A 24228-nucleotide genomic window follows, 5' to 3' on the forward strand; every position below is an offset into this window, starting at 1 on the left:
CGGTCACGACGGCCGCGCTCGCGCCATTGTCGGGGAAGCGCACGGCGAACACAACGGCCGCCCCCGCGCCGTCGGTCGCCGCATCCCGACCGTGTGCCGCTACGCCGCTTGCGCGTCCTCGTCGATCCAGTCGATATCGCCGCACAGCACGCGCTGCGTATCGCCGACGCGCACGGCCACCGACAGCGTCACGCACGGCTGCGCCTCGTTGATCGACAGGTACGGCCGCGTGACCTGCACGCGCCCCGGTTCGGCGATCGCCGAGCGGAAATACGGCCGGCGCAGCCAGTTCGCGCCCTGCGCGTCCGCCAGCGGCGAAAAGCGCGCCTCGGCGAGCGCGCGATCGGCGCGCAGCACGACGTTGCGGCCCGACTGCCGGCCCTGCGCGTCGAGCAGGAAGCAGCGCGCGGCCGCGTCGAGCGCGAGGAAGTTCCAGCACACCTCGTCGAGCGGCTCGCCGGCCGCGAGGCGCTCGGCCGCCCGTTCGAACGCGCGCAGGTACGGCGCGAGCCGCTGCGCGTCGCGCCGCTCGCGCACTTCGGTCTGCTGACGAAAGCGCTCGGTCAGCTCGCCGATGCAGCCGGTCGCGGCCGCGCTGTCGGGCAGCCCCGGCGCCGGCCGGCCGAAGTAGTAGCCCTGCACGAAATCGGCCTCGCACGACAGCGCGATCTGCGCTTCGTGCTCGGTCTCGATCCCTTCGACGAGCACCAGCTTGCCGGCCTCGTGCAACAGCGTCACGAGCCCGTGCAGGATCGCGGTGAGCCCCGTGCGGTGCGCCGCGTGCGACAGCATGATCCGGTCGAGCTTCACGATGTCCGGGTTCAGCTGCCAGATCCGTTCGAGGTTCGAGTGGCCCGCGCCGAAATCGTCGAGCGCGATCAGGAAGCCGTGCGTGCGGAACTCGCGCACGGCCTCCGCGAGCCGCTCGACGTCATCCGCGCGCTGTTCGAGCACTTCGAGCACGATGCGCCGCGGCGGCATGCCGAGCCGTTTCAGGTTCGCGAGCAGCGCGGCCGCCTGGAACGGATCGGTGAGCACGCCCGGATGGACGTTGAGAAACAGCCACTCGCGCTCCGCGCCGAGCAGTGCGAAGTTTTCCAGATGCAGCGCCTGCGCGAGCCGGTCGAGCTGCAGCAGTTCATCGCGGCGCGCGGCTTCGCCGAACACGTCGAGCGGCGACACGGCGCGGTCGAGCGCATCGTGCGCGCGCAGCAGCGCCTCGTAGCCCACCGCACGCTGGTGCGACAGGCTGAATATCGGCTGGAACACGGTCGTGAGCGTCAGGTCGCGGTGCTGCGTCGCCAGCCGTTCGAAGCCCGAGCTCATCTCCCGCTCGAACCGGTACGGCGACGCGGCGGCCGGACGCTCCTGTTGCACGATCGTCATGCCTTCCTCCTGGTGATGCAGTCGAACGCGACGTCCGGCGTCCGCCGAAAAACGACGAACGGGACAGCGCGCCATGTCATTGGTTGGACCCTCGGTTACCCGGCGCAAGCCGGGCGGCTGCTCTCCCTCAAGCAAGCTCCGTGCGAGGTGCCGACATCCCGTGCGCCATGCGGCTGTGCGGGGCTGCCGCACCACCGTGGCGCGCGTCCGACGCACCATTCCCGTGCGCACGCACCGGCCGCTCGAGCGCACCGGTTACGTCGGCACGCTACACTCCGTACGATCGTTTCATTCCGCGTAACTCGCCGTATCGATGGAAATCGTTTTCACAGTCCTCATTCTGCTGCTGACCGTCGCGCTGTCCGGCGCCGTCACGCGTCTCCTGCCGTTGCAACTGCCGCTGCCGCTGATGCAGATCGCGTTCGGCGCGATGCTCGCGTGGCCGAAGCTGAACCTGCACGTCACGTTCGACCCCGAGATCTTCATGCTGCTGTTCATTCCGCCGCTGCTGTTCGCGGACGGCTGGCGGATTCCGAAACGCGAGCTTTACCTGCAGCGCCGCGCGATCCTGATGCTCGCGTTCGGGCTCGTGTTCATGACGGTACTCGCAGTCGGCTATTTCGCGCATTGGCTGATTCCCGAGCTACCGCTGCCGATCGCGTTCGCGCTCGCGGCGGTGCTGTCGCCGACCGACGCGGTCGCGCTGTCCGGGATCGCCGGCAAGGGTCGCATTCCGCCGCAACTGATGCACATCCTCGAAGGCGAGGCGCTGATGAACGACGCGTCGGGCCTCGTCGCGCTGAAGTTCGCGATCGCGGCCGCGCTGACGGGCGTGTTCTCGCTGCGCGCCGCGTCGGTCACGTTCGTGATCGTCGCGGCGGGCGGGCTCGCGACGGGCGCGATCGTCGCGTGGCTGTTCAGCGCGCTGTCGACGCGCTTCCTGAATGCCGAACAGGAAGGCGACCCGGCCCCCGGCATCGTGATGACGCTGCTGGTGCCGTTCGCGGCCTACCTGTTCGCCGAGCACCTCGAGCTGTCCGGCGTGCTCGCGGCCGTGTCGGCCGGGATGATGATGAACTACACGAGCTTCTCGCGCAAAAGCACCGTCGCGTCGCGCGTGCGGGCCGAAAGCACGTGGGCGATGATCGAGTTCGTGTTCAACGGCATGGTGTTCATCATGCTCGGGCTGCAGCTGCCGCACATCATCGGCCGCGCGCTCGTCGACGCGCACCATACGAGCGACGCGCTGGTCGGCCGGATGATCTTCAACGTGTGCGCGATGATGCTCGCGCTGTATGCGATCCGCTTCCTGTGGGTGTGGCTGCTGCGCTGGTTCGCGAGCCGCCGCGCCGCGCGCCATGGCCTCGCCGGCACGATGGCCGGCGTGCGCACGATCGCGGTGATGACGGTCGGCGGCGTGCGCGGCGCGGTCACGCTCGCCGGCGTGCTGTCGATCCCGGTCGCGCTGTCCGACGGCGCGCCGCTGCCGGGCCGCGACACCGCGGTCTTCATCGCGTCGGCCGTGATCCTCGGTTCGCTGATCGTCGCGGTGATCGGCCTGCCGCTGCTGCTGCGCGGCGTGCGCTCGTCGCGCAATCCGCTCGGCGACGAGGAGCGCATCGCCCGGTCGGCCGCTGCGCAGGCCGCGATTCGCGCGATCGATGCGTCGCACGACGCGATCTCGGCCGATCTCGACGAATCGGGCGCCGCGCGCTGCGCGGACATCTCCGCACGCGTGATGGATCAATACCGCCGCCGGCTCGCCGCGCTGGCCGACGACGGCCCCACGCCGCGCGCGCAAGCGCAGCAGGCCGAAACGATGGAGCTGCAGATGCGGATCGCGGCCGTGCGCGCGGAACGCTCGGCGCTGTACCGGCTGCGCGGCGACAGCAAGATTTCCGACGAGACGCTGACGAAGCTGATTCGCGAGATCGACCTGTCGGAAACCGCGCTGTCGACGCGCAAGAAAGGCATTGTTTGACGGCCGGCGGCGGCCGACGGGCATAAAAAACGGCGACGCACACGCGTCGCCGTTTTCACATCCGCCGGCCGCGGCGTTACTTCGCGACGACGACCGGAATCCCCTTCAGCATCCCGGCGCCCTTCATTTCGTCGAGCGCGTGCTGCACGGCCGCGCTCGTCGCCGCGTCGATGCCGAGCTGCAGCGCGAGCTCGCGTTCCGCGCGCTTCACGCCGGCCAGGTTGCGCACCTTCACGTGGCCGAAGCCGCGCACGCGCGCGTGCAGGTCGGCCAATTGCACGACCTGCGCCGCGTTGCCGGCGGTCATCGCGGCGAACGCACGCGTGAGCGTCGTCTCGTAGTCGTCGGCGAGCGCGCGCTCCATCTTGCGCTCGACCGTGCGACCGAACGGATCGAGCCACGTGCCGCGCAGGCTGCGCACGCGCGCGAGCATGCCGAGCACCGGCCACATCCACTGGCCGAACACGCGCTTCCTCGGCGTGCTGCCGTCGCTCCCGGCCTTCGCGACCGTCGGCGGCGCCAGGTTGAACTTCACGCGGTACGTCTGCCCCGGCACGCCTTCGAACTGCGCTTCGAGTGCGGTGCGGAACGCGTCGTCCGTGTACAGCCGCGCGACTTCGTATTCGTCCTTCACCGCGAGCAGCCGGTAGAACGTCGTCGCGACCGCGCGCGTCAGCGCGTCGTCGCCCTTGGCGCGTGCCGCGTTCACCAGCGCCCGGTAGCGCTCGACGTAACGCACGCCGCCGTACGCGTCGAGACGCGCTTCGCGATCGGCGATCAGTTCGGCGAGTGTCTCCGGCGCCGCGTGGGCGGCCACCGCATGGCGCGCGTTCCACAACGCATCGAGGCCCGCCGCGTCGCCGGCCGCCATCCGGCCGATCGAGAACGCGAGCTTGTTCATCGGCACCGCGACGTTGTTCAGCTCGATCGCGCGCATCATCGCGGCGAGCGACACCGGCACGAGCCCGAGCTGCCACGCATAGCCGAGCATCAGGATGTTCGCGCCGATCGAATCGCCGAGGAACTTCGCGGCGAGCGCCTGCGCGTCGCAGCTCGACAGGTAGCCGTCGCCGGCCGCGTGGCGCATCTTCTCGAGCAGCGCGTCCGCATGCAGGTTCGCGTCGGGGTTCTGCACGAATGACGCATTCGGGATCCGGTGCGTGTTGACGACGATCCGCGAACGCGCGTGACGCACCGTCTGCAGCGCCTCGGCGCTCGCACCGACCACCATGTCGCACGCGAGCAGCACGTCGGCCTGCTGCGTGTCGATGCGCACCTGGTTCAGCCAGCGGTCGCTCGACGCGATCCGCACGAACGACAGCACCGAGCCGCCCTTCTGCGCGAAGCCCATGAAGTCGAGCACCGACGCGCTCTTGCCTTCGAGGTGCGCGGCCATGCTGATCAGCGCGCCGACCGTCACGACGCCGGTGCCGCCGACGCCCGTCACGAGCATGTCGAACGGCGCCGCGTCGAGGTGCGTCGCCGGTACCGGCAGCGCATCGACGCGCGCGGCGAGCGCGGCTTCGTCGAACGCCGCGCCGGCCGCCTTCTTCAGCGCCGCGCCTTCGACCGTCACGAAGCTCGGGCAGAAGCCGTTCACGCACGAGTAGTCCTTGTTGCACGACGACTGGTCGATGCGGCGCTTGCGGCCGAGCGGCGTCTCGAGCGGCTCGACCGACAGGCAGTTCGACTGCACGCCGCAGTCGCCGCAGCCTTCGCACACCGCGTCGTTGATGAACAGGCGCTTGTCCGGGTCGGGGAATTCGCCCTTCTTGCGGCGGCGGCGCTTCTCGGCCGCGCAGGTCTGGTCGTAGATCAGCACGGTCACGCCCGGCGTCTCGCGCAATTCGCGCTGCACCGTGTCGAGTTCGCTGCGGTGATGGAACGTCGTGCCCTTCGGGAACTGCCCGTGATGGCCGTCGTACTTCTCCGGTTCGTCGGACACGACGACGAAGCGCGACACGCCTTCCGCCTCGACCTGCCGCGCGATCTGCGGCACCGAGATGCTGCCGTCGACCGGCTGGCCGCCCGTCATCGCGACCGCGTCGTTGTAGAGGATCTTGTACGTGATGTTCGCTTTCGCGGCGACCGCCTGGCGGATCGCGAGGATGCCCGAGTGGAAGTAGGTACCGTCGCCGAGGTTCTGGAACACATGCCTCGTGTTGGTGAACATCGCGTGCGCGGCCCAGTCGACGCCTTCGCCGCCCATCTGGATCAGGCCCGTCGTGTCGCGCTCCATCCACGACGCCATGAAGTGGCAGCCGATGCCGGCCTGCGCGATCGAGCCTTCGGGCACCTTCGTCGACGTGTTGTGCGGGCAACCCGAACAGAAGTACGGCGTGCGCTTCACCGCGTCCGCCTCGTTCGACAGGATCTGCGGCGCGACGAGATCGACGACGCGCTCGCGGCGGTCGAGCGCCGGCTTGTGGCGCGCGAGCCATTCCGCGAACACCGGCAGGATGCGCGACGGGCGCAGTTCGCCGAGTTCGGACAGCAGGCACGCGCCGGCCGCATCGTGCTTGCCGAGCACGCGCGGGCGCGCGCCGTCCGCACGGTTGTACAGGTAGTCCTTGATCTGCTGCTCGATGACCGGGCCCTTCTCCTCGATCACCAGCACTTCGGCGAGCCCGTCGACGAAGCGCTCGATGCGCGTCATTTCGAGCGGATACGACAGGCCGACCTTGTAGATCCGCACGCCGGCCGCGTCGAGATCGGCGACCGTCAGGTCGAGGCGGCGCAGCGCTTCCATCAGGTCGAGGTGCGCCTTGCCGCAGGTGACGATGCCGACGTTCGCGTGCGTGCTCGGCGCGACCCACTTGTCGATGCTGTTGGTGCGCGCGAAATGGCGGACCGCGTCGAGCTTCGCCGCGAGGCGCGCCTCGATCGTGAGGCTCGGCAGGTCGGGCCAGCGGTTGTGCAGGCCGCCCGCCGGCGGCGTGAAGCCTGCCGGCGCCGGCCAGCGCGTCTGCAACGCATCGAGGTCGACGGTGGAGCCGGACTCGACCGTTTCCGAGATCGCCTTGAAGCCGACCCACGCGCCCGAGTAGCGCGACAGCGCCCAGCCGTACAGGCCGAATTCGAGCATGTCGGCGATGTTCGACGGGTTCACGACCGGCATGTGCCACGCCATCATCGCGAAGTCGCTCTGGTGCGGCATCGACGACGACACGCAGCCGTGATCGTCGCCCGCCACCACCAGCACGCCGCCGTGCGGCGACGAGCCGTACGCGTTGCCGTGCTTGAGCGCGTCGCCCGCGCGATCGACGCCCGGGCCCTTGCCGTACCACATCGCATATACGCCCTCGACCGTGCGCTCGGGGTCGGCCTCGACCCGCTGTGTGCCGAGCACGGCCGTGCCGCCGAGTTCCTCGTTGATCGCGGGCAGGAAGCGCACGCCGCTCGTGTCGAGCAGTTTCTTCGCCTTCCACAGCTGCTGGTCGACCATGCCGAGCGGCGAGCCGCGGTAGCCGCTGACGAAGCCGGCCGTGTTGAGACCCTGTTCGGTATCGACTGTGCGCTGCATCAGCAGCAGCCGGATCAACGCCTGCGTGCCGGTCAGGAAGATCCGGCCGCGGGTGGCGGTCAGGTTGTCGGTCAGGCGGTAGTCGGACAGGGCGGGCGGGCCGTCGACGGGCAGGCGGGCGGTCATGGGGGAAAGTCTCCGGATTGTGCTGTTCTGGGCCGTGCGCGGCGGGCGCCGGGGGACGCATGAGTGCGGCAGCGAATGGCTCTATTTTTTCGCGCGCGGCCGAGAATGTTTTTTCTCATCTTGCTCGGACCGGCGCACGGCGAGAAAAACTGCGCAGCTTTTTCGCGGGATTTGAGAGAGTTTTCGCGCGGCGTGCCGGCGCGTGATGGACAGGTTCGCGGCGGTCGGGCGGTCTGGCGGAAAAGGCAGCGCGTGCCGCCACGCGCGCAGCTTGGCCCGAGAATGGCGCTCGAGCCTCGTGCGGCAAGGGTTTCGGCGGCATCGGACCGTCACCCTCACCATTGAAATGCACAGGGTTCCGATTGATTGGCGGCGACGGATGTCCACAATGTCGCGCCCTCCGGCCGATCGGGCTCGCGCGCTCACCGTTCGATTGCACAGCGTTTCGAGTGGCGTCGGGAGCGGGATGTCCACATCCGGAATCGGCATGCGGAGCGCGCGGGCCGCGACACTCACCGTTGAAATTCACAGCGCGGCGAGTGGGTTGCAGCGGTGGATATCCACATCCGAAACCGCGAGTTTCGTCGGTCCTCTGCTTGCGCTCACCGTTCGAATACATAGGGGCGAGGGTGGGCTTGGAGGGCGAATATCCTCACCGAAATCCGCATGCCGTGCGACTGCCGGCTCGCACTCACCTTTGAAATACACAGGGGTTCGACTCGCTGCGGTGGCGGTTGTCCACGTTCGGATCTGCGTTGCCTCCCGGCCATTCGCACGCACTCACCGTTGAAAACCACAGCGCTTCGAGTGATCGAGCGAGGCAGATATCCACATGGACGAGCGTTCTACGATCGATAACCGACGCGCGTTTCGACGGACGCCGACGACTGGCAACCCATACCGGAAGCGGCTCATCACCCGATCAGGCGCCGATGCTCACCGTCGAAATACACAGCGCCGCGAGTCGTTCCGACGGACGGATATCCACACGAAAACGCGCGTAGCCGTTGCTCGCACCTTGCGCCCGGGCCTGACAGGAACCCCGCTTCGCGTGACATATACGGTCGCACGGCCGCATCCTGACGGGCTGCGCGCCGGTCGTCGACTCATGCTCACCATCGAATTGCACAGCGCGCCGAGTCGCTGGAAAAGGCGGAGATGCGACGTCGAAATCCGCATGTTGCGAACCACGCGCCTGCACTCACCGTTAGAATGCACAGCCCTTCGATTGGGGGACGGAGCCGGATACCGACATCGCGGAGCCGGCCGATGATGGTCATGCACGCGCGTCATTCGGCTAGAATGCGCGTCGCCCCGAACCGCGGCAACGGCCTGAAACCCATGCCGGTACGGGCGCACCGCCAGGTCGTGGGCGACACTCACCGTTGAATTTCACAGCATTTCGCTTCGTCTTGCCGCGAGTTGTCCACAACCCGCTTCATGTCTCGCGCAGCGTCCGGCCTCCTCACCTGTGAAAACCACAGGTCGCCGAGTCGTTTCGATGCCGGATATCCACAACCGTGCGCGCGATCGAATCTTCATCTGCCGCTCGACGGACGACGCGACGCGCGACAACCCGGAAAAGCCGCAAAGGCTTGTCCGGACGGCCTCGGCGGCACACTCACCGTTCAGATGCACAGCGTTTCGACTGGCTCTGGCGACGGGTTGTCCACATCCCACCGCCGATGCTTCATCGCGCCGGCACGCGCGCCGGACGACTTTATTCCGCAATCGATCGAATGATCTTCGCCGGATTGCCGCCGACCAGCGTATTCGGCGGAACGTCCCGGGTAACGACCGCCGCGGCCGCGACGACCGCGTTCTCGCCGATCGTCACGCCGCCGATAATCGTCGCACCTGCGCCGATCCACACGTTCCGCTCGATCACGATCGGCTTCGCGACCACGCAGTCGCGCCGCCGCGAAGGCTCGACCGGATGGCCAGACGTGATCAGGCTGACGTTCGGGCCGATCATCACGTCGTCGCCGATCCCGAGTCCGCCCAGGTCGTAGAACGTGCAGTTCTGGTTGACGAACACGTTGCGCCCGAGCTTCATGCCGGTGCCGCCCGTCGCATGGAACGGCGGGATCAGCGTGAAACCGTCGTCCACCTGCGTGCCGATCAGTTCGCCGAACAATGCGCGCACGTCCGCCGCATCGTCGAACGTCAGGCGGTTGAGCCGCGCGGTGATCGCCATCGCCCGTTTGACCTCGGCCACCATGGCCGCCGATTCGGGCGTTCTGCGCGGAATGATCGTGGTGCGATCGTCGTTTGCCATGCGTGACTTGTCTCCGGTGAGTGTGGGGTTGCGGGATGCGTTGGCGGTCGCGGACGGGCGATTGCGTGGCTGTGCGCGGGTACCGCGGATAGGGCGGGCACATTGTGTCGTGCCGATTTCCACGAGAATCTCCGCGAATTTTCATAACTAGTTTCCATATAACTAGTTATTTATTGAACTTCCGCTGCGCAAGGCTTTACGGGCTATTTAGTCGATTCATCGCATGCAATCGACCCAGCGCCCTGTCCCAACCTCGCGCGCTCCGGTACGCTTGAGCATCGACCCCTGCACCCCTACCCGGAGGCGCGATGAAGCTCTACTACTGGCCGAAAACCCGGGCATTCCGGGCACTGTGGATGCTCGAGGAAATCGGCGTGGTGTACGAACTCGTGCCGATCGACCTGCGTTCGCACGAACAGGGCAGCGATGCGTTCGTGCAGGTCAACCCGATGGCCAAGCTGCCCGCGCTCGACGACGGCGGCGCGCCGTTCGCCGAATCGGGCGCCGTGCTGCTCTATCTCGCCGACCGCTGTCCGGCTGCCGGGCTCGGCGTCGCGCCCGACGATCCGCTGCGCGGCCGTTTCCTCCAGTGGATGTTCTTCACGCCGACCTGCCTCGAACCGGCAATGGCCGAGAAATTCACCGGCGCGTCGGGCAACCCCGTCGCGTTCGGCTGGGGCAACATCGCGCGCGTGCAGCGCGCCCTCGCGCAAGCGCTCGCCCGTAGCCGCTGGCTCGTCGGCGAGCGCTTCACCGCCGCCGACCTGCTGCTCGCGAGCACGCTGAGGATCGCGTTCGATGCGCATCTGCTGCCGCACGAAGGCGTGCTCGGCGACTACGTCGCGCGCGCCGAGGATCGCGACGCGTTCCGTCGCGCGGTCGCGATCGAACAGCGCGAAGCGGCGCGCCTGCTGCACGCGTGACGCGCAGCGGGGCCGCGCCCCGCCGCACTCGATCACGCCTGCGCGGCCGGCCCCGGCGCCGATGCCGACGCGTCCGCGTCGATCACCACGCCCGGCGAACCGCGTTCGTCGGTGTCGTCGTCGATCGGCACGACTTCATGAAAGTGCGTGTAATCGATGTGCGTGATGCCGTCCTCGTCGTGCATCAGATCGACATAGCGGTGGCGCCAGCGGATCTCGCCATGCGCCCACGCATGACGCGCCTGCATGACCTGCGCGGTCGTCTCGTCCGAGCCCTCGATCGTGATCAGCAATTGCGCGTCGCGCGCGGCGAGCGATTCGGGCGTCTCGCCGAACAGCGCGCTCGACTCGTCGATCACGTGCATCAGGTTCCAGCCGAGCAGGAAGATCGGATGCTCGTTGCGTACGAGCGGCAGGTCGTGAATCTTGCGCAGCGCGTAGCCCTCGTGCGTGCCTTCGACGCGCAGCAGCCTCAATTTCGCCTGCGCCTCGGCAATCACGTTCTGGCGGGCATTCGCGGCGCGCACCATCAGCGTCATCCGGCCGTTCAGCGGCCGCACGATCGCGTAGCGCGCGAACAGGATCTTCGCCTGCGGCCGCGAAAACCGCGCGAACACGAGCCCCGTGGCCAGCGCGATGCTCGACATCCCGACGAAGATCTCGAACGTCGCGACGAGATGCGCATACACCGTCTGCGGATGCATGTCGCCGTAGCCGACGGTCGCGAGCGTCTCGACGCTGAAGAAGAATGCGCCGCCGAAGCCGGGCGGCGCCTGGTTCGCGATCGGCTCGTGACCGAGCAGATAGAGCATCGCGAAGCCGCTGTTGAGCAGCAGGAACAGCACCGCGAGCGACAGGAAGAACACGGGCCAGCTCACCGTCAGCGCGCGGTGATAGAAGTCGCGCCAGCCGAGCGGCGGCATCCCGTACGCAACCACCGGGCGGGTGCCCGACCAGATCTTGCGGCCACGGCCGCGGGAGGCTGGGGAAGACGAATCGACGTTCATCGCGGGGCGCCGGTTGCAGGAAGGCGATGAGCGTAGCACGCGCGGCGGCGGCCGGGAATGCGGCCGGTCCGGAGCGGCGATCCGCCGCGCAACCGCAAAAAAAGCCGGCCGCACGAACGGCCGGCTGCGTCGTCATGCAAACGCGCGCGTGGCGCGCGCCGCGCTCACTTCCGGTCGACGATCACCTGGTCGAACGTGCCGCCGTCGGCGAAATGGGTCTTCTGCGCGTTCGCCCAGCTGCCGAAGACCTGCTCGACGCTGAACGTCTTCAGCGCCTTGAACTCGGCCGCATGCTTCTTCAGCACGGCCGCGTCGCGCGGGCGCAGATGGTGCTGCGCGATGATCTCCTGCGCTTGCGGCGTGTACAGATAGTCGAGATACGCCTGCGCGACCTTGCGCGTGCCCTTCTTGTCGACCACCTTGTCGACGACCGCGACGGGCGGCTCCGCGAGGATGCTCGCCGACGGATACACGGCGTCGAACTGCGCGCCCGATGCGCCCGTGTCCATCAGCGCGACCTCGTTCTCGAACGTGACGAGCACGTCGCCGATGCCGCGCTGCGTGAACGTCGTCGTCGCGCCGCGGCCGCCCGAATCGAGCACCGGCACGTTGCGGAAGATCGCCTTCTCGAAGTCGAGCGCCTGCTGGTCGGTCGCGCCCTTCTGCTTCTGGAAGCCCCATGCGGCGAGATACGCATAGCGGCCGTTGCCCGACGTCTTCGGGTTCGCGATGATCACCTGCACGCCCGGCTTCGCGAGATCGCTCCAGTCCTTGATCGCCTTCGGGTTGCCCTTGCGCACGAGAAACACCATCGTCGTCGAGTACGGCGAGCTGTTGTCCGGGAAGCGCGCGCGCCAGTCCTTCGGCAGCAGCTGGCCACGCTCGGCGAGCAGGTCGATGTCGTTCGGCTGGTTCATCGTCACGACGTCGGCCTGCAACCCCTGCAGCACCGACAGCGCCTGCGCGCTCGACGCGCCGTGCGACTGCTTGATCTCGACCGTCTCGCCGGTCTTCTGCTTGTAGGCGGCGGTAAAGCTCGCGTTGATGTCCTTGTACAGCTCGCGCGTCACGTCGTACGACACGTTCAGGATCGACGTGTCCGCGTGCGCGGCCGTCGCCGCCACGACCAGCGCCGCCGCCGCGCCCGTGTGCAGCCAGCGACCGATCCCCTTGATGCTTGCCATCGTGATATGCCCCGTTTCCAGTGGTGGTGAATGTGCGTGACCGCCCGCGTACGCGCTGTCATCGAAACGTAAGCGGGCATTCTAGCGGCCGGCTGCGGCGCCCCTTCCAATCAGTCGTGGAAAGCAAATCTCGAATCCTGCTAAAGGGCGGCCGGGGCTCGCGCGCGCCGCCGCCCCGATGTTAAGATCGCCGCTCAGCCCACTCACGGTTCATCCATGTCCGCTCTCCTGCGCTCGCCCTCGATCCTCGCCGCCGTCGCGGCAGGTGTGCGCGCGGCCGGGCTGAAACTGAAAAAACGACGCCTCGACTGACGGGGACGTCGCGTCCCGTCAGGCGAATGCCGGACGGGATGCCCGCAGGTCGTTTCTTTCTCCTTGCACGCATGCCTCGCTCCGGCACACCGCCGGCGGAACGGTTCCTTTCCACTCCGTTTCCACCATGAGGCTTTGCATGAACACACGTTTCGAAGGTATCTGGCTGCCGATCATCACGCCGTTCCACCACGGCGAGGTCGACCATGCGGCGCTCGCGCGGCTCGCGCGCCACTATGCGGCCACGGGCATCGCGGGCTTCGTCGCGGGAGCGACGACCGGTGAAGGCGTGCTGCTCGACGCGCGCGAACAGGACGCGGTGTTCGCGACGCTGCGCGACGCGGCGCCCGGAATGCCGATCGTCGTCGGGCTGACCGCGAGCGCCACGCACTTCGCAGCCGCCCGCGCGCGCGAACTCGCGGCGCTGCGCCCCGATGGGCTGCTCGTCACGCCGCCCGTCTACGTGCGGCCGACGCAGGACGGCATCCGCCGCCATGTCGAGGCGATCGTCGACGCGGCCGACCTGCCGGTGCTCGTCTACAACATCCCGTACCGCACCGGCGTGAACGTCGAACTGGACACGCTGCAGGCGCTCGCGCGCGACTCGCGCGTCGCGGGCATCAAGGAATGCGGCGGCACGCTGGACCGGATGAGCCGGCTGGTGCACGACACGCCGCTCGCGATCCTGTCCGGCGACGACAACCAGAACTTCGCGGCGATGTGCGCGGGCGCGCACGGCGCGATCGCGAGCAGCGCGCACGTGCTGCCCGAATGGCATGTGCGGATTCACGCGTGGCTGCGCGACGGGCGGCTCGCCGATGCGCGACGCCTGTCGGTCGCGCTGCAGCCGCTCGTCGCGGCGCTGTTCGCGGAACCGAACCCGGCGCCGGTGAAGGCCGTGCTCGCCGCGCAAGGATGGTGCGAGGACGGATTGCGGCTGCCGTTCGTGCCGGCGAGCGACGGGTTGCGGGCGCGGTTGGAGAAGCTCTGTGCGGAGCTCGAGGCGTCCGCGTCGGCTGGTGCGGCAGCGTAGGGATTCGATCCCGAAACTGTTTCAGACCGTCAAGATTCTTGACGCGCCATACTGCGCAAGGTGGCCGTCGGCGGTGATGAGCACCATCGGCTCGTACGAGGCCTGCGCGACCAGCAATCGGTCGAACGGGTCGCCGTGGTGGTGAGGAAGATGACGAACGGCCGCACCGTGTGCGGCCCGAACGGGCAGTTCCCGGTATTGACTCGTCTTGAGCTTGGCGACCAGCCGATCCACGTCAACGTCCAGCTTCCCCTTGCCGGCTTTGATGGCCATTTCCCAGATACTCGCGCTGCTGATGAACACTTCGTCCGCGGACTCAATCCATCTGCGCGCGCGAACACTCAGCTTCGGATCATTCGCAACCATCCAGAGAAAGATATGCGTATCGAACAATAGTCGCATTACTTGCCTTCGAACGCATCCAACCAATCGTCGGGGAGCGGTGCATCGAAGTCGTCGGCGATCCAGATCTCGCCCTCCATCGCGCCGAACGGATGAATCGGCCTGAGCGGCACGAGCCGGACCGCCTGTTTGCCGGCCTGCGTGATCACGACACGTTCGCCGGCAATCGCGGCATCGAGAAGCCGCTGCAGATCGAGCGTGGCTTCGGGGACAGTGGCAACTTGCATGAGGGGCTCCATTGAGTGACCCACCATTGTTACGACATTCGCGTCGTTGCTCCAATAGGCCAAACGACCAGCCGCTCGGTCACTGGCCTGCCGCCACCGGCGGAATCACGCCGCAAGCGCCTGCTCCGTCGCACCGCGCACCGCCTGCGTCACGATCCGCGCGAGCCGCTCGACCGTCGGCGTCGCCGACGACGTGCGCCGCAGCAGGATCAGCGGCAGGCTCGGCAGCGCCGGCAGCCCGCACGACGCGGCGTCGAGCACGCGCACCGACGCCGGCAGCCCGTAATGCGAGCGCACCGTCAGCCCGAGGCCGGCCGCCGCGGCCGCCCATAGCCCGGCCAGGCTCGGCGTCGTGAACGCGACGCGCCACGGCACGCCGGCGCGGTCGAGCGCATCGGTCGCCGCACCGAAGAACCGGCACGGCCGGTCGAACACGACGAGCGGCAACGGCTCGTCCGTCCCCCGCACGGCACGACCGCCCGCTTCGCCGACACCGCCCTCCCCACGCGCCTCCGCGCCGCCATCCGGCATCCCGACAGCCCCGCCCGCCACCGCGCCGATCCATTGCATCGGCACCTGCGCGATCGCTTCGCCGTCGATCCCCGCCCGCGACACGAGCGCCGCCGACGCCGGATCGCCCCACACGAGCGCGAGATCGAGCTGGTTCGCATCGAGCCGGTCGAGCAGATCGGCATTGCGCGCCACGCGCGCCTCGATCTTCACCTTCGGATGCGCGCGCGCGAACCGCCCGAGCACGTCCGGCAGGATCGCCTCGCCGAAATCCTCCTGCAGCCCCACCCGCACCCAGCCGTCGAGTTTCACGCCGCGCACGGCCGCGGCCGCCTCGTCGTTCAGCTCGATCATCCGCCGCGCGTAGCGCAGCATCGCGTCGCCGGCGTCGGTCAGCGCGAGCCCGCGCCCGGCTTTCACAAACAGCGGCGTGCCGGCCTGCTCCTCGAGCTTGCGAATCTGCGCACTCACCGCCGACGACGAGCGCGCGACGCGATCCGCCGCCTTCGCGAAACTGCCGAGATCCACACCCGCGACGAGGCTGCGCAGCGCCGCGACGTCGAAGTTGGGCCGTGCCAGCGCGGCGTCGGCCCCCGCGAGCGGCTCGCCGCCGTCGCGTGGAATGTCTTGTTCGGGCATCTCAATCATCCTGATTTATCGAATGATTCATCAAAAACTTTCCGATTTTCAGGATGAATGTAGGCCGCCAGACTATGGGCGTCAACTTCGAATCGGGCTTGCCGTCATGGACACCTCGTATATCGCTTCCCCCGCTTCGCCTGCCCGCGACGTGCGCGGGCCGGCTCATCGCTGGCGCGTGCTGGCCGCCGGTGTCGCCGCGAACATGAGCTTTTCGGCCGCCGTGGCCGGCATTCCGACCACGGCCGTGTGGATGCGCTCGGCCTATCACCTCGACAACGGCGCGCTCGGCCTCGTGCTCGGCGCGCTCGGCTTCGGCGTCGCGCTGTCCGAGCTGCCGTGGGGGATCGCCGCCGACCGCTTCGGCGATCGCCGCGTGCTGCTGACCGGGCTCGTCGCGACGGCCGCGATGCTCGCGCTGATGATGGGCACGATCGCCCCGACCGCGCACGCGGTGCCGCCGCTGATGCGGGTCGTCGCGGCCATGGGCTGCGTCGGCCTGCTCGGCGGCAGCGTGAACGGGTCGAGCGGGCGCGCGGTGATGCGCTGGTTCGGCGAGCGCGAACGCGGGCTCGCGATGAGCATCCGGCAGACGGCCGTGCCGCTCGGCGGCGGCCTCGGGGCGGCGCTGCTGCCGTCGCTCGCGTCGCATGCCGGCTTCGCCGCGGTATTCGGTGCGCTGATGCTGCTGTGCGCGGGATCGGCCGCGCTCACCTGGCGCTGGCTGCACGAGCCGCCCGCCGTGCCGGCCGCGGCGCACGTCGCCACGCCGCTCGCCGTGCCACGGTCGCAGCCCGCCGGCCACGCGCGCAATCCGCTCGCGAGCGGCCCCGTGTGGCGCATCGTGCTCGGCATCGGCCTGCTGTGCGCGCCGCAGTTCGCGGTGCTCACGTTCGCGACGGTGTTCCTGCACGACTTCGGCCGGCTCGGCCTCGCCGGCATCAGCGCGGCGATGGTCGCGCTGCAACTCGGCGCGATGGTGATGCGCGTCTGGAGCGGCCGCCATACCGACCGGCACGGCAACCGGCGCGCGTACCTGCGCGGTTCCGTGTTCGTCGCGGCCGGATCGTTCACGCTGCTCGCGGCCGCGACGGCCGGCAGCCCGCATGTGCCGCTCGCCGCGATCGTCGCGATTCTCGTGTTCGCCGGCGTCTGCGTGTCGGCATGGCACGGCGTCGCGTACACCGAGCTCGCGACGCTCGCGGGTGCGAACCACGCGGGCACCGCGCTCGGGATGGCCAACACGGTCGTCTACCTCGGGCTGTTCGCGACGCCGCTCGCGATTCCGCCGCTGCTCGCCGCGAGTTCCTGGAGCGTGGTGTGGCTCGCCGCGGCGTTAATCGCCGCCTCGACCTACCCGCTGTTTGCGCGATGACGGGCGCGCGCGGCGGCCGACGGCGTCGAGCGCGGCCGCCGTTGCGCGACGCGCTCAGAACTTGTACACGGCCGACAGCATCGCCGAACGGCCGTCGCCGAGCTCGACCGCCGACGATCGCGATTCGCTGCCCGACACCTGCCGCACGCGTTCGACGTACGCGCGATCGAACAGATTGTCGACGTTCAGCTGGATACGCAGCCGGCGGCTTACGTCGTAGCTCGCCATCAGGTTGTGCACCCAGTACGCGCCGAGCTTGCCGTCGCCCTGCGACGTCACGTTGCGCCGGCCGACGAAGTGCGAACCGTAGCCGACCGTCCAGCCCGCCGGCAACCGATAGGTCGTCCACACGTTGAACGCGTGCCGCGGCGTGTTGCCGAGCGCCTGCCCGTCGCGCCGCGGCGACGACGGCGAGCTGAGCGTCACGCTCGCGAGATACGTGTAGTTCGCGAACACGTCCCAGCGCGGCGTCACCTTGCCGGCGGCACCGAGCTCGACGCCGCGCACGCGTTGCCGGCCCACGAGCGCATAGCTGCCGTCCGCCATTCGTTCGCGCGCGTTCTTCTTTTCGGTCTGGAACAGCGCGCCGTTCAGCGCGATGCCCGCGAGTCCTTCCCATTTCGCACCGAGTTCGAAGCTCTCGTTTTTCTCGGGCGCGAGCGCGCCGGTCGCCGCGCTCACGCCGGAGCCGGTGGTCACGAGGAATTCGGCGGACGGGTTGAACGACGTGCCGTATGCGAAGTACGCGCGACCGTTGTCGGTCGGCTTGAACACGAGCCCCGCGCGCGTGCTCAGATGCCGGTCGGCCGTATCCGCGCGCTCGGTCGGCTTGCCGGCCGCGGCGCCTTCCGACCGGCCGTCGATCCAGTCGTGCCGCAGCCCGACGTCGATGTCCCAGTGGCGGCCGACCGAGATCGTGTCGAACGCGTACAGCGCTTTCACGACCAGCGCTGTGTCGTTGCGCGCGCTGTCCTGGCGTTGCGCCGGGCCGCGCCACACGCCGGGCGGCGCGGCGAGCGCGAAGCCGTCGGCCGGGTAGAAGCGGTTGAGTCCGTACGAATAGGTCGTGCGGCCGTACGTCTCGCGCGAGATCTCGAAGCCCGCGACCAGCGTATGTCCGATGCCGAACGTCGAAAACGCGCCGGTGACGTTCGTCTGGTTCGCCCACATCGCGGTCGACGCATCGCGGCCATAGCCCTGGGGCCCGGCCGGCTGGTAGCGCCCCGGCGGCAGGCCCTGCAGGTTCACGTGCGACGCCGAAATCACCGTGTCGCGATTCAGGTGCGCATAGCGGCTCAGGTTCTGCACCTTCAGGCCGGACGACACGTCGTGTTCGGCCTTCACGGTGAACGTATCCGACGTGATGCGCTCGCGGTCGAGGTTGCGCCAGCCGAAATAGCGGTCGCGCGGCACGCCGGCCAGCACCTGGCCGTTGTGCGCCGGCAGCCCGTAGTCGGGCAGGTTGTTGTCGTACTGGTGGAAATAGCCGAGCGTGACGCGCGTCGGCGTGCCGAGACCGAACGCGAGCGACGGCGCGATGCCCCAGCGCCGCTTGCGGATGTCGTCGCGGCCGGGCACGTCGTTGACGTGCGCCATCGCATTCAGGCGGAACGCCGCGCGGCCGTCGGTGCCGGGCAGCGGCCGGTTCGCATCGAGCGTCACGCGGCGGTAGTCCGACGTGCCGAGCATCGTGCCGGCCTCGGTGAACGCGCCGGCCTTCGGCGTCTTGCTGACCAGGTTCACCGAGCCGCCCGTCGTGCCGGCGCCGCCGAACACCGAATTCGGCCCCTTGATCACCTCGACCGCCTCGACGTTGAACAGGTCGCTGCGATTGTTCTGCGCGCTATCGCGCAGCCCGTCGAGCTGCAGGTTCGCGTTCGCGCCGAAACCGCGGATATTGAACATGTCGCCCGACCCGCCGCCGCCCTCGCCGGCGTTGAACGTGATGCCCGCGACGTTCGACAGCGCCTCGCGCAAGCTCAGCGCCTGCTGTTCGTCGAGCACCGCGCGCGGCACGACGGTGATCGTCTGCGGCACGTCGAGCAGCGGCGTCGCATATTTGGCGGAGCCCGACCGGTCGACGCGCGAACCGGCGTCGCGCGCGCCGTGCACGACGATCGGGTCCAGTTGCGGTGCGTGGCGCGGCTCGCCTTCCTCCGCGCAGGCCGGCGCGGCCGCACAGGTCATCATCGCGAACGCGACGGATGCGGTCGCGCGGCGCGGCGGCGTCGCGCTCGACTGGATGCAACGGCTCATGTTCACTCCACTTCATTTATGATAATGATTCTCATTCAATAGAATTGAGTGCGACATGGCAATTGGACACGTCCGAACTTCGCGGTCCGAACGAACCGCCGAACGAAACGGCCGGGCCACCGGCCGGCCGCGCGCCGCCCCGTCAGCCCCCCTCGCGCGCCAGCGCTCGCCGCGCGGCCGGCCGTTCGGCCTCGCGCTGCGCATGAGCGGTCCATGCGGAATGCCGCGTCATGTCGAGCCCGATCGCGACGCCCCAGCGATACAGCACGAGCAGGAACGGATCGACGATCGAATGCGCGCCCGGCTCCGCCCACGTGCGGCCGTCGGCCAGCAGGGCTTCGATCGATGCGTTCGCGGCCTCGATCGTGCTGCGTCCGTGTGCGCTGATCGCGCCGTGCAGCGCCGGATCGTCGAGGAAGCGGCCCGGCCGCCACAGCGCGCCGTAGCCGACGCCGTGCACCCAGCCGACCAGCCAGGCGAGCCATTCGTGGCACCGGGCCTCGCGCAGCGGATCGTCGAGCGGCAGCAATTGCGCATCCGGATGGCGGCGCGCGAGATACGTGAGGATCGCCGGCGTTTCGGTCAGCACGCGCGGCTCGCCCGGAATCGCGAGCACGGGCACGCGCGCTTTCGGGTTGATCGCGAGATAGCGCGCGTCGAGGTTCTGCCGCTCGCGCACGGACACGATCTCGACGTCGAACGGCGCGCCGGTTTCCTCCAGCGCGATGTGGGCGGCGAGCGAGCAGGCGCCCGGCGAAAGATAGAGACGATAGGCGTTCATGGTGGTGTGCCCGACGGGCTGTGGAAGACGGCACCGAGTGTAGGAACGCATGCCGGTGCGCGACAAACGATGAATTGTCGTGCTCGGACATTAGTGTTACTAATACCCGAATGCGACGCATCCACCTCCCTCCGCTGCAGACGCTGCGCGCGTTCGAAGCCGCCGTGCGGCTGCAGAGCTTCACGCGCGCGGCCGACGAGCTCGCGCTCACGCAAGGCGCGGTCAGCCAGCACATCCGCGCGCTCGAGGCGCAGCTCGGCTACCCGCTGTTCACGCGCGAACGCAACGGCGCGACGCCGACGCACGCCGCGCATGCACTCGCACTGCAGGTGCGCCAGGGCCTGAGCGTGCTCGAACGCGCGTTCGAGCCGACGCTGGCGGTGCGCCGCCCGCGCACCTGCGACGTGACGCTGAACGTGAGCGTGCTGCCGAGCGTCGCCGAGCGCTGGCTCGCGCCGCGCCTGCCGCGCTTCTCGGCCGCGCATCCGCACATCTCGATCGTGCTGCATCCGACCGTGGCGCTCGCGCCGCTGCGCAAGCGCGACCGCATCGACGTCGCGCTGCGCTACGGGCCCGGCACGTGGCCCGGCGTCGTCGCCGAGAAGCTGATGAACGAGACGATCTTCCCGGTCGCGAGCCCCGCGTACCGCAATCGCGACGGCGTCGCCCCGCGCACGCCGGCCGACCTCGTGCGCGCGACGCTGCTGCGCCATCCCGCGCAGCCGTGGGAACCGTGGTTCCAGGCCGCGCGGCTCGACCTCACCGAATCCGCACGCGCGCCGCGCTTCGCCGATACGAACGCGCTGATCGACGCGGCGCTGCAAGGCCGAGGCGTCGCGCTCGCGCGCCGCTCGCTGATCGAGCCCGAACTCGCGGACGGCACGCTCGTGCGCGTGTCCACGGTGCGCATCGCCGACGTGTACGCGCACTACGTCGTGTGGCGCCCCGGCCATCCCTGCGAAGCGGCGATCCGCACGTGGCTCGACTGGCTGCGCAGCGAAGTGCGGCGCAGGACGCCGCGGCGCTGACGCCGATGCCGACGCTCACGCGCGCATCGGCATCGCCACCTTGTCGAGCGTGATCGGCAGATCGCGCACCCGCACCCCGGTCGCGTGATAGACCGCATTGGCGATCGCGGCCGGCACGCCGGTGATGCCGATCTCGCCGATGCCGCGAATGCCGAGCGGATTGAAATGCGTGTCGCTTTCGTCGACGAAAGTCACGTCGAGCTCGCCGATGTCCGCGTTCACGGGGACGTGATATTCGGCGAGATTCGCGTTCGTGAAGCGGCCGTGCCGCACGTCGAGATGCGAGCCTTCCTCGAGCGCGGTGCCGAGCCCCCACACCATCCCGCCGATCAGCTGGCTGCGCGCCGTTTTCGCGTTGAGCAGGCGGCCGACGCTGTAGACGCCGACGATGCGCGGTACGCGAATCGTGCCGAGTTCGGCGTCGACGTGCACTTCGGCAAACACCGCGCCGAACGAATGGGACGCATAGCGCGACTTCTCGTCGCCCGGCTTCGTCGTCGCCTGCGCGTCGATCGGCTGGCCGCCCGCACGCGCGATCACCGCCGCGGCCGGATCGCGCCGCGACACCTCGCCGCGATGCACGACCCAACCGTTGTCGACCGTCACGTCATCGGCCGCGGCGCCGTGCAGCGGCGACCCGGGATCGGCGATCGCCAGCGCGATCAGCTTCGCGCGCGCCTGCAGCGCGGCGTCGCGCACGGCGGGCGCCACGCTCGCCGCCGACTGCGAGCCGCCCGATACCGGCGCGCGCGGCAGGCTCGAATCGCCGAGCGCGAAGCGTACGTTCCGCGGCGCGAAACCGAGCGCATCGGCCGCGACTTGCGTCATCACCGTATAGGTGCCGGTGCCGATGTCCTGCGTGCCCGACGCGACTTCGGCCGTGCCGTCCGGCAGGATGCGCGCCCGCGCCGACGCTTCGCTGCGGTTCGCCGGATACGTGGCGGCCGCCATCCCGAGGCCGATCAGCGTGTCGCCGTCGCGCATCGTGCGCGTCGCGCCGGTGCGGCGCGACCAGCCGAAGCGTCGCGCGCCGAGCGCGTAGCATTCGCGCAACTCGTTGCTCGACCACGGCTTGCCGTCCTGCGGATCGACCGCCGCGTAATTCGCGAGCCGCAGCGCGACCGGGTCCATGCCGAGTTGCCATGCGAGCTCGTCCATCGCCGATTCGAGCGCGAACGAGCCCGACGCCTCGCCGGGCGCACGCATGAACGTCGGCGTGCCGACGTTCAGCGACACGATCCGGTGCGTGGTCGCGTGGTTCGGCACCGCGTACATGATCCGCGACGGCATCCCGCACATTTCCATCCAGTCCTCGAACGTCGACGTGGTGGCGATCGTGTCGTGGCGCATCGCGGTCAACGTGCCGTCCTGGCGGGCGGCCAGCACGATGCGCTGTTCTGTGAACGGCCGCCCGCCGACCGGGCCGAACATCTGCGGCCGCGTCAACGCGAGACGAACCGGACGCCCCACCTGCTTCGCGGCCATCGCGCACAACGACACGTGCGACCACGACGAACCCTTGCAGCCGAAGCCGCCGCCGAGAAACGGCGAAATCACGCGCACGTGTTCCGGTGCGATGCCGAACACGGCGGCCACTGCCGTGCTCGCGCCCGACACGCCCTGCGTCGCATCGTGCAGCGTGAGCGTCGGGCCGTCCCAGCGCGCCATCGTCGCGTGCGGCTCGATCGGGTTGTGGTGCTGCATCGGCGTCGTATAGGTCGCGTCGATGCGCACCGTGCCTTCGCGCAGGCCCGCATCGACGTCGCCGCGCTGCGTATCCATCGGGCGGCCCTGCTGCTTCGGCGGCACGCGCGCGCCGCGCTTCGCCTGCGCGAAATCCGCGACGGCATCGGTCGCGCGATAGCGCACCTGCACGGCATGGGCGGCGTCGGTCGCCTGCTCGAGCGTTTCGGCGACGACGACCGCGACGGGTTCGTTGCTGTAGCGCACCGTGTCGTCCTGCAGCAACGTGAGACGGCGCCCGGCCGGCGGCGACAGCGGCGGCTTGCCGCCGTTGGGCAGCCGCATCGCGTTCTCGTGCGTGATCACGAGCAGCACGCCCGGCATCGCGCGGGCGCGCGCCGCATCGATCGACTCGATGCGCCCGGATGCGATCGTGCTCGTGACGAGCACCGCGTGCGCGAGCCGCGCATCGGAGAATTCGGCCGCGTAGTGCGCGCCGCCCGTCACCTTCAGTACACCGTCGACCCGGTCGAGCGGTTGTCCCGTCATCGTGTTCATGCGGCACCTCCCGTCGTGGCGGCGGCCGTTTCGACCGCACGGACGATCGCCCGCTGCGCGAGCGCGATCTTGAAACCATTGCCGTCGAGCGGCCGCGCATCGCGCAACGCCAGCGCGGCCGCCTCGCGCAGCGTCGCGTCGGCCGGTGTGCGGCCCGCGAGATGCGCTTCCGCGTCCGTCGCACGCAACGGCTTGTGCGCGACGCCGCCGAGCGCGATCCGCGCGTCGGCGATACGCGAGCCGTCCATCCGCAAGGCGGCCGCGACCGACACCAGCGCGAACGCGTAGCTCGCGCGATCGCGCACTTTCAGATAGTGCGCATGGTCGGCAAAGCGCGGCGGCGGCAAGTCCACCGCAGTGATCAGTTCGCCCGGTTCGAGCGTCGTGTCGAGATCGGGACGATCGCCCGGCAAGCGGTGAAACGACGCGATCGGGATCTGCCGCGCGCCGCGCGGGCCGCTCACCTGCACGACGGCGTCGAGCGCGGCGAGCGCGACGCTCATGTCCGACGGGTTCACCGCCACGCACTGCGGGCTGGCGCCGAGGATCGCATGCATCCGGTTGTGGCCGCCGATCGCCGCGCAGCCGCTGCCCGGCTCGCGCTTGTTGCATTGCGCGAACGCGGGATCGTAGAAATACGGGCAGCGCGTGCGCTGCATCAGGTTGCCGCCAACGGTCGCCATGTTGCGCAATTGCGCGGACGCGCCGGCGAGCAGCGCCTGCGACAGCAGCGGATAGTCGGCGCGCAGGCGCGGATGATCGGCCGCATCGCTGTTGCGCACGAGCGCACCGATGCGCACGCCGCCGCCGGGCAGCGCATCGACCGTATCGAGGCCCGCGATGCGCGTGATGTCGATGAGCGTGACGGGCCGCGCGACGCCGCCCTTCATCAGGTCCAGCAGGTTCGTGCCGCCGCCGATGAAGGCCGCGCCGGGCCGCTGCGCCGCGCGCACGGCGCCGGCGACGTCGGTCGCGCGTTCGTAGGAGATCGCTTCCATTACGGTGCCCTCCGTCGG

Annotated in this window: 17 protein-coding genes; 5 read left to right on the forward strand and 12 right to left on the reverse strand. The window is 69.3% G+C overall.

Annotated elements, in window-relative coordinates:
- Positions 1-99: 99 nt before the first annotated feature.
- Positions 100-1386, reverse strand: a complete 1287-nt coding sequence (locus CFB49_RS15890) for a sensor domain-containing phosphodiesterase (RefSeq protein ID WP_069620170.1) — start codon at positions 1384-1386, stop codon at positions 100-102.
- 313 nt (positions 1387-1699) lie between these two features.
- On the opposite strand from CFB49_RS15890, the gene CFB49_RS15895 reads away from it, so the two are divergent.
- A complete protein-coding gene (locus CFB49_RS15895) occupies positions 1700-3367 on the forward strand; it encodes a Na+/H+ antiporter (RefSeq protein ID WP_069620169.1) in 1668 nt (555 codons plus the stop codon).
- A gap of 76 nt (positions 3368-3443) precedes the next feature.
- Here CFB49_RS15895 and CFB49_RS15900 read toward each other — a convergent pair whose 3' ends face one another.
- Both CFB49_RS15900 and CFB49_RS15915 read right to left on the reverse strand, forming a co-directional pair.
- Positions 3444-7016 carry an indolepyruvate ferredoxin oxidoreductase family protein gene (locus CFB49_RS15900; RefSeq protein ID WP_089491726.1) on the reverse strand — a complete coding sequence of 1191 codons (3573 nt, stop codon included), beginning with the start codon at positions 7014-7016 and terminating at the stop codon, positions 3444-3446.
- Positions 7017-8736: 1720 nt separating this feature from the next.
- The gene (locus tag CFB49_RS15915) at positions 8737-9294 is read right to left on the reverse strand and encodes a DapH/DapD/GlmU-related protein (protein WP_089491727.1); all 558 of its coding nucleotides are present in this window, start codon (positions 9292-9294) and stop codon (positions 8737-8739) included.
- Positions 9295-9602: 308 nt separating this feature from the next.
- Between CFB49_RS15915 and CFB49_RS15920 the strand changes: the two genes are divergently transcribed.
- Positions 9603-10217: a glutathione S-transferase family protein gene (locus CFB49_RS15920; RefSeq protein WP_089491728.1), complete on the forward strand. Its 615-nt coding sequence runs from the start codon at positions 9603-9605 to the stop codon at positions 10215-10217.
- A 32-nt stretch (positions 10218-10249) separates the two neighbouring features.
- On the opposite strand, the gene CFB49_RS15925 is transcribed toward CFB49_RS15920, so the two are convergent.
- A complete protein-coding gene (locus tag CFB49_RS15925) occupies positions 10250-11224 on the reverse strand; it encodes an ion channel (RefSeq protein WP_089435707.1) in 975 nt (324 codons plus the stop codon).
- A 164-nt stretch (positions 11225-11388) separates the two neighbouring features.
- Positions 11389-12408, reverse strand: coding sequence for a sulfate ABC transporter substrate-binding protein (locus CFB49_RS15930; protein ID WP_069620164.1), 1020 nt, complete (start codon positions 12406-12408; stop codon positions 11389-11391).
- A gap of 451 nt (positions 12409-12859) precedes the next feature.
- Here CFB49_RS15930 and dapA point away from each other — a divergent pair, with 451 nt between their 5' ends.
- Positions 12860-13753, forward strand: coding sequence for a 4-hydroxy-tetrahydrodipicolinate synthase (gene dapA / locus CFB49_RS15940; protein ID WP_089491729.1), 894 nt, complete (start codon positions 12860-12862; stop codon positions 13751-13753).
- A gap of 21 nt (positions 13754-13774) precedes the next feature.
- Here dapA and CFB49_RS15945 read toward each other — a convergent pair whose 3' ends face one another.
- The 3 genes from CFB49_RS15945 to CFB49_RS15955 all read right to left on the reverse strand — a co-directional run bounded on the left by CFB49_RS15945 (position 13775) and on the right by CFB49_RS15955 (position 15531).
- Positions 13775-14155 (reverse strand): type II toxin-antitoxin system VapC family toxin, encoded by a 381-nt coding sequence (locus CFB49_RS15945; protein ID WP_089491730.1) that lies wholly within the window; start codon positions 14153-14155, stop codon positions 13775-13777.
- Positions 14155-14382 carry a type II toxin-antitoxin system Phd/YefM family antitoxin gene (locus CFB49_RS15950; protein ID WP_249190535.1) on the reverse strand — a complete coding sequence of 76 codons (228 nt, stop codon included), beginning with the start codon at positions 14380-14382 and terminating at the stop codon, positions 14155-14157. The genes CFB49_RS15945 and CFB49_RS15950 overlap by 1 nt, the downstream gene beginning before the upstream one ends.
- A gap of 105 nt (positions 14383-14487) precedes the next feature.
- Positions 14488-15531: a LysR substrate-binding domain-containing protein gene (locus CFB49_RS15955; protein ID WP_069620162.1), complete on the reverse strand. Its 1044-nt coding sequence runs from the start codon at positions 15529-15531 to the stop codon at positions 14488-14490.
- 106 nt (positions 15532-15637) lie between these two features.
- Between CFB49_RS15955 and CFB49_RS15960 the strand changes: the two genes are divergently transcribed.
- Positions 15638-16906: an MFS transporter gene (locus CFB49_RS15960; protein WP_089491732.1), complete on the forward strand. Its 1269-nt coding sequence runs from the start codon at positions 15638-15640 to the stop codon at positions 16904-16906.
- A 54-nt stretch (positions 16907-16960) separates the two neighbouring features.
- On the opposite strand, the gene CFB49_RS15965 is transcribed toward CFB49_RS15960, so the two are convergent.
- Complete coding sequence (locus CFB49_RS15965; protein ID WP_089491733.1) at positions 16961-19162, reverse strand: TonB-dependent receptor; 2202 nt, start codon at positions 19160-19162, stop codon at positions 16961-16963.
- A gap of 142 nt (positions 19163-19304) precedes the next feature.
- Positions 19305-19943: a glutathione S-transferase family protein gene (locus CFB49_RS15970; protein ID WP_089491734.1), complete on the reverse strand. Its 639-nt coding sequence runs from the start codon at positions 19941-19943 to the stop codon at positions 19305-19307.
- A 110-nt stretch (positions 19944-20053) separates the two neighbouring features.
- On the opposite strand from CFB49_RS15970, the gene CFB49_RS15975 reads away from it, so the two are divergent.
- Positions 20054-20971 (forward strand): LysR substrate-binding domain-containing protein, encoded by a 918-nt coding sequence (locus CFB49_RS15975; RefSeq protein ID WP_089435712.1) that lies wholly within the window; start codon positions 20054-20056, stop codon positions 20969-20971.
- Positions 20972-20986: 15 nt separating this feature from the next.
- Here the strand turns inward: CFB49_RS15975 and CFB49_RS15980 are convergent, their stop codons facing one another.
- Together CFB49_RS15980 and CFB49_RS15985 are read right to left on the reverse strand one after the other, a co-directional pair.
- A complete protein-coding gene (locus CFB49_RS15980) occupies positions 20987-23212 on the reverse strand; it encodes a xanthine dehydrogenase family protein molybdopterin-binding subunit (protein ID WP_089491735.1) in 2226 nt (741 codons plus the stop codon).
- Positions 23209-24210, reverse strand: coding sequence for an FAD binding domain-containing protein (locus CFB49_RS15985; protein ID WP_089491736.1), 1002 nt, complete (start codon positions 24208-24210; stop codon positions 23209-23211). Before CFB49_RS15985 ends, CFB49_RS15980 begins: the two co-directional genes overlap by 4 nt.
- Between the last annotated feature and the right edge of the window lie 18 nt (positions 24211-24228).

Source organism: Burkholderia sp. AU17457, from assembly GCF_002223255.1.
In the GTDB taxonomy this organism is placed as follows: domain Bacteria; phylum Pseudomonadota; class Gammaproteobacteria; order Burkholderiales; family Burkholderiaceae; genus Burkholderia; species Burkholderia sola.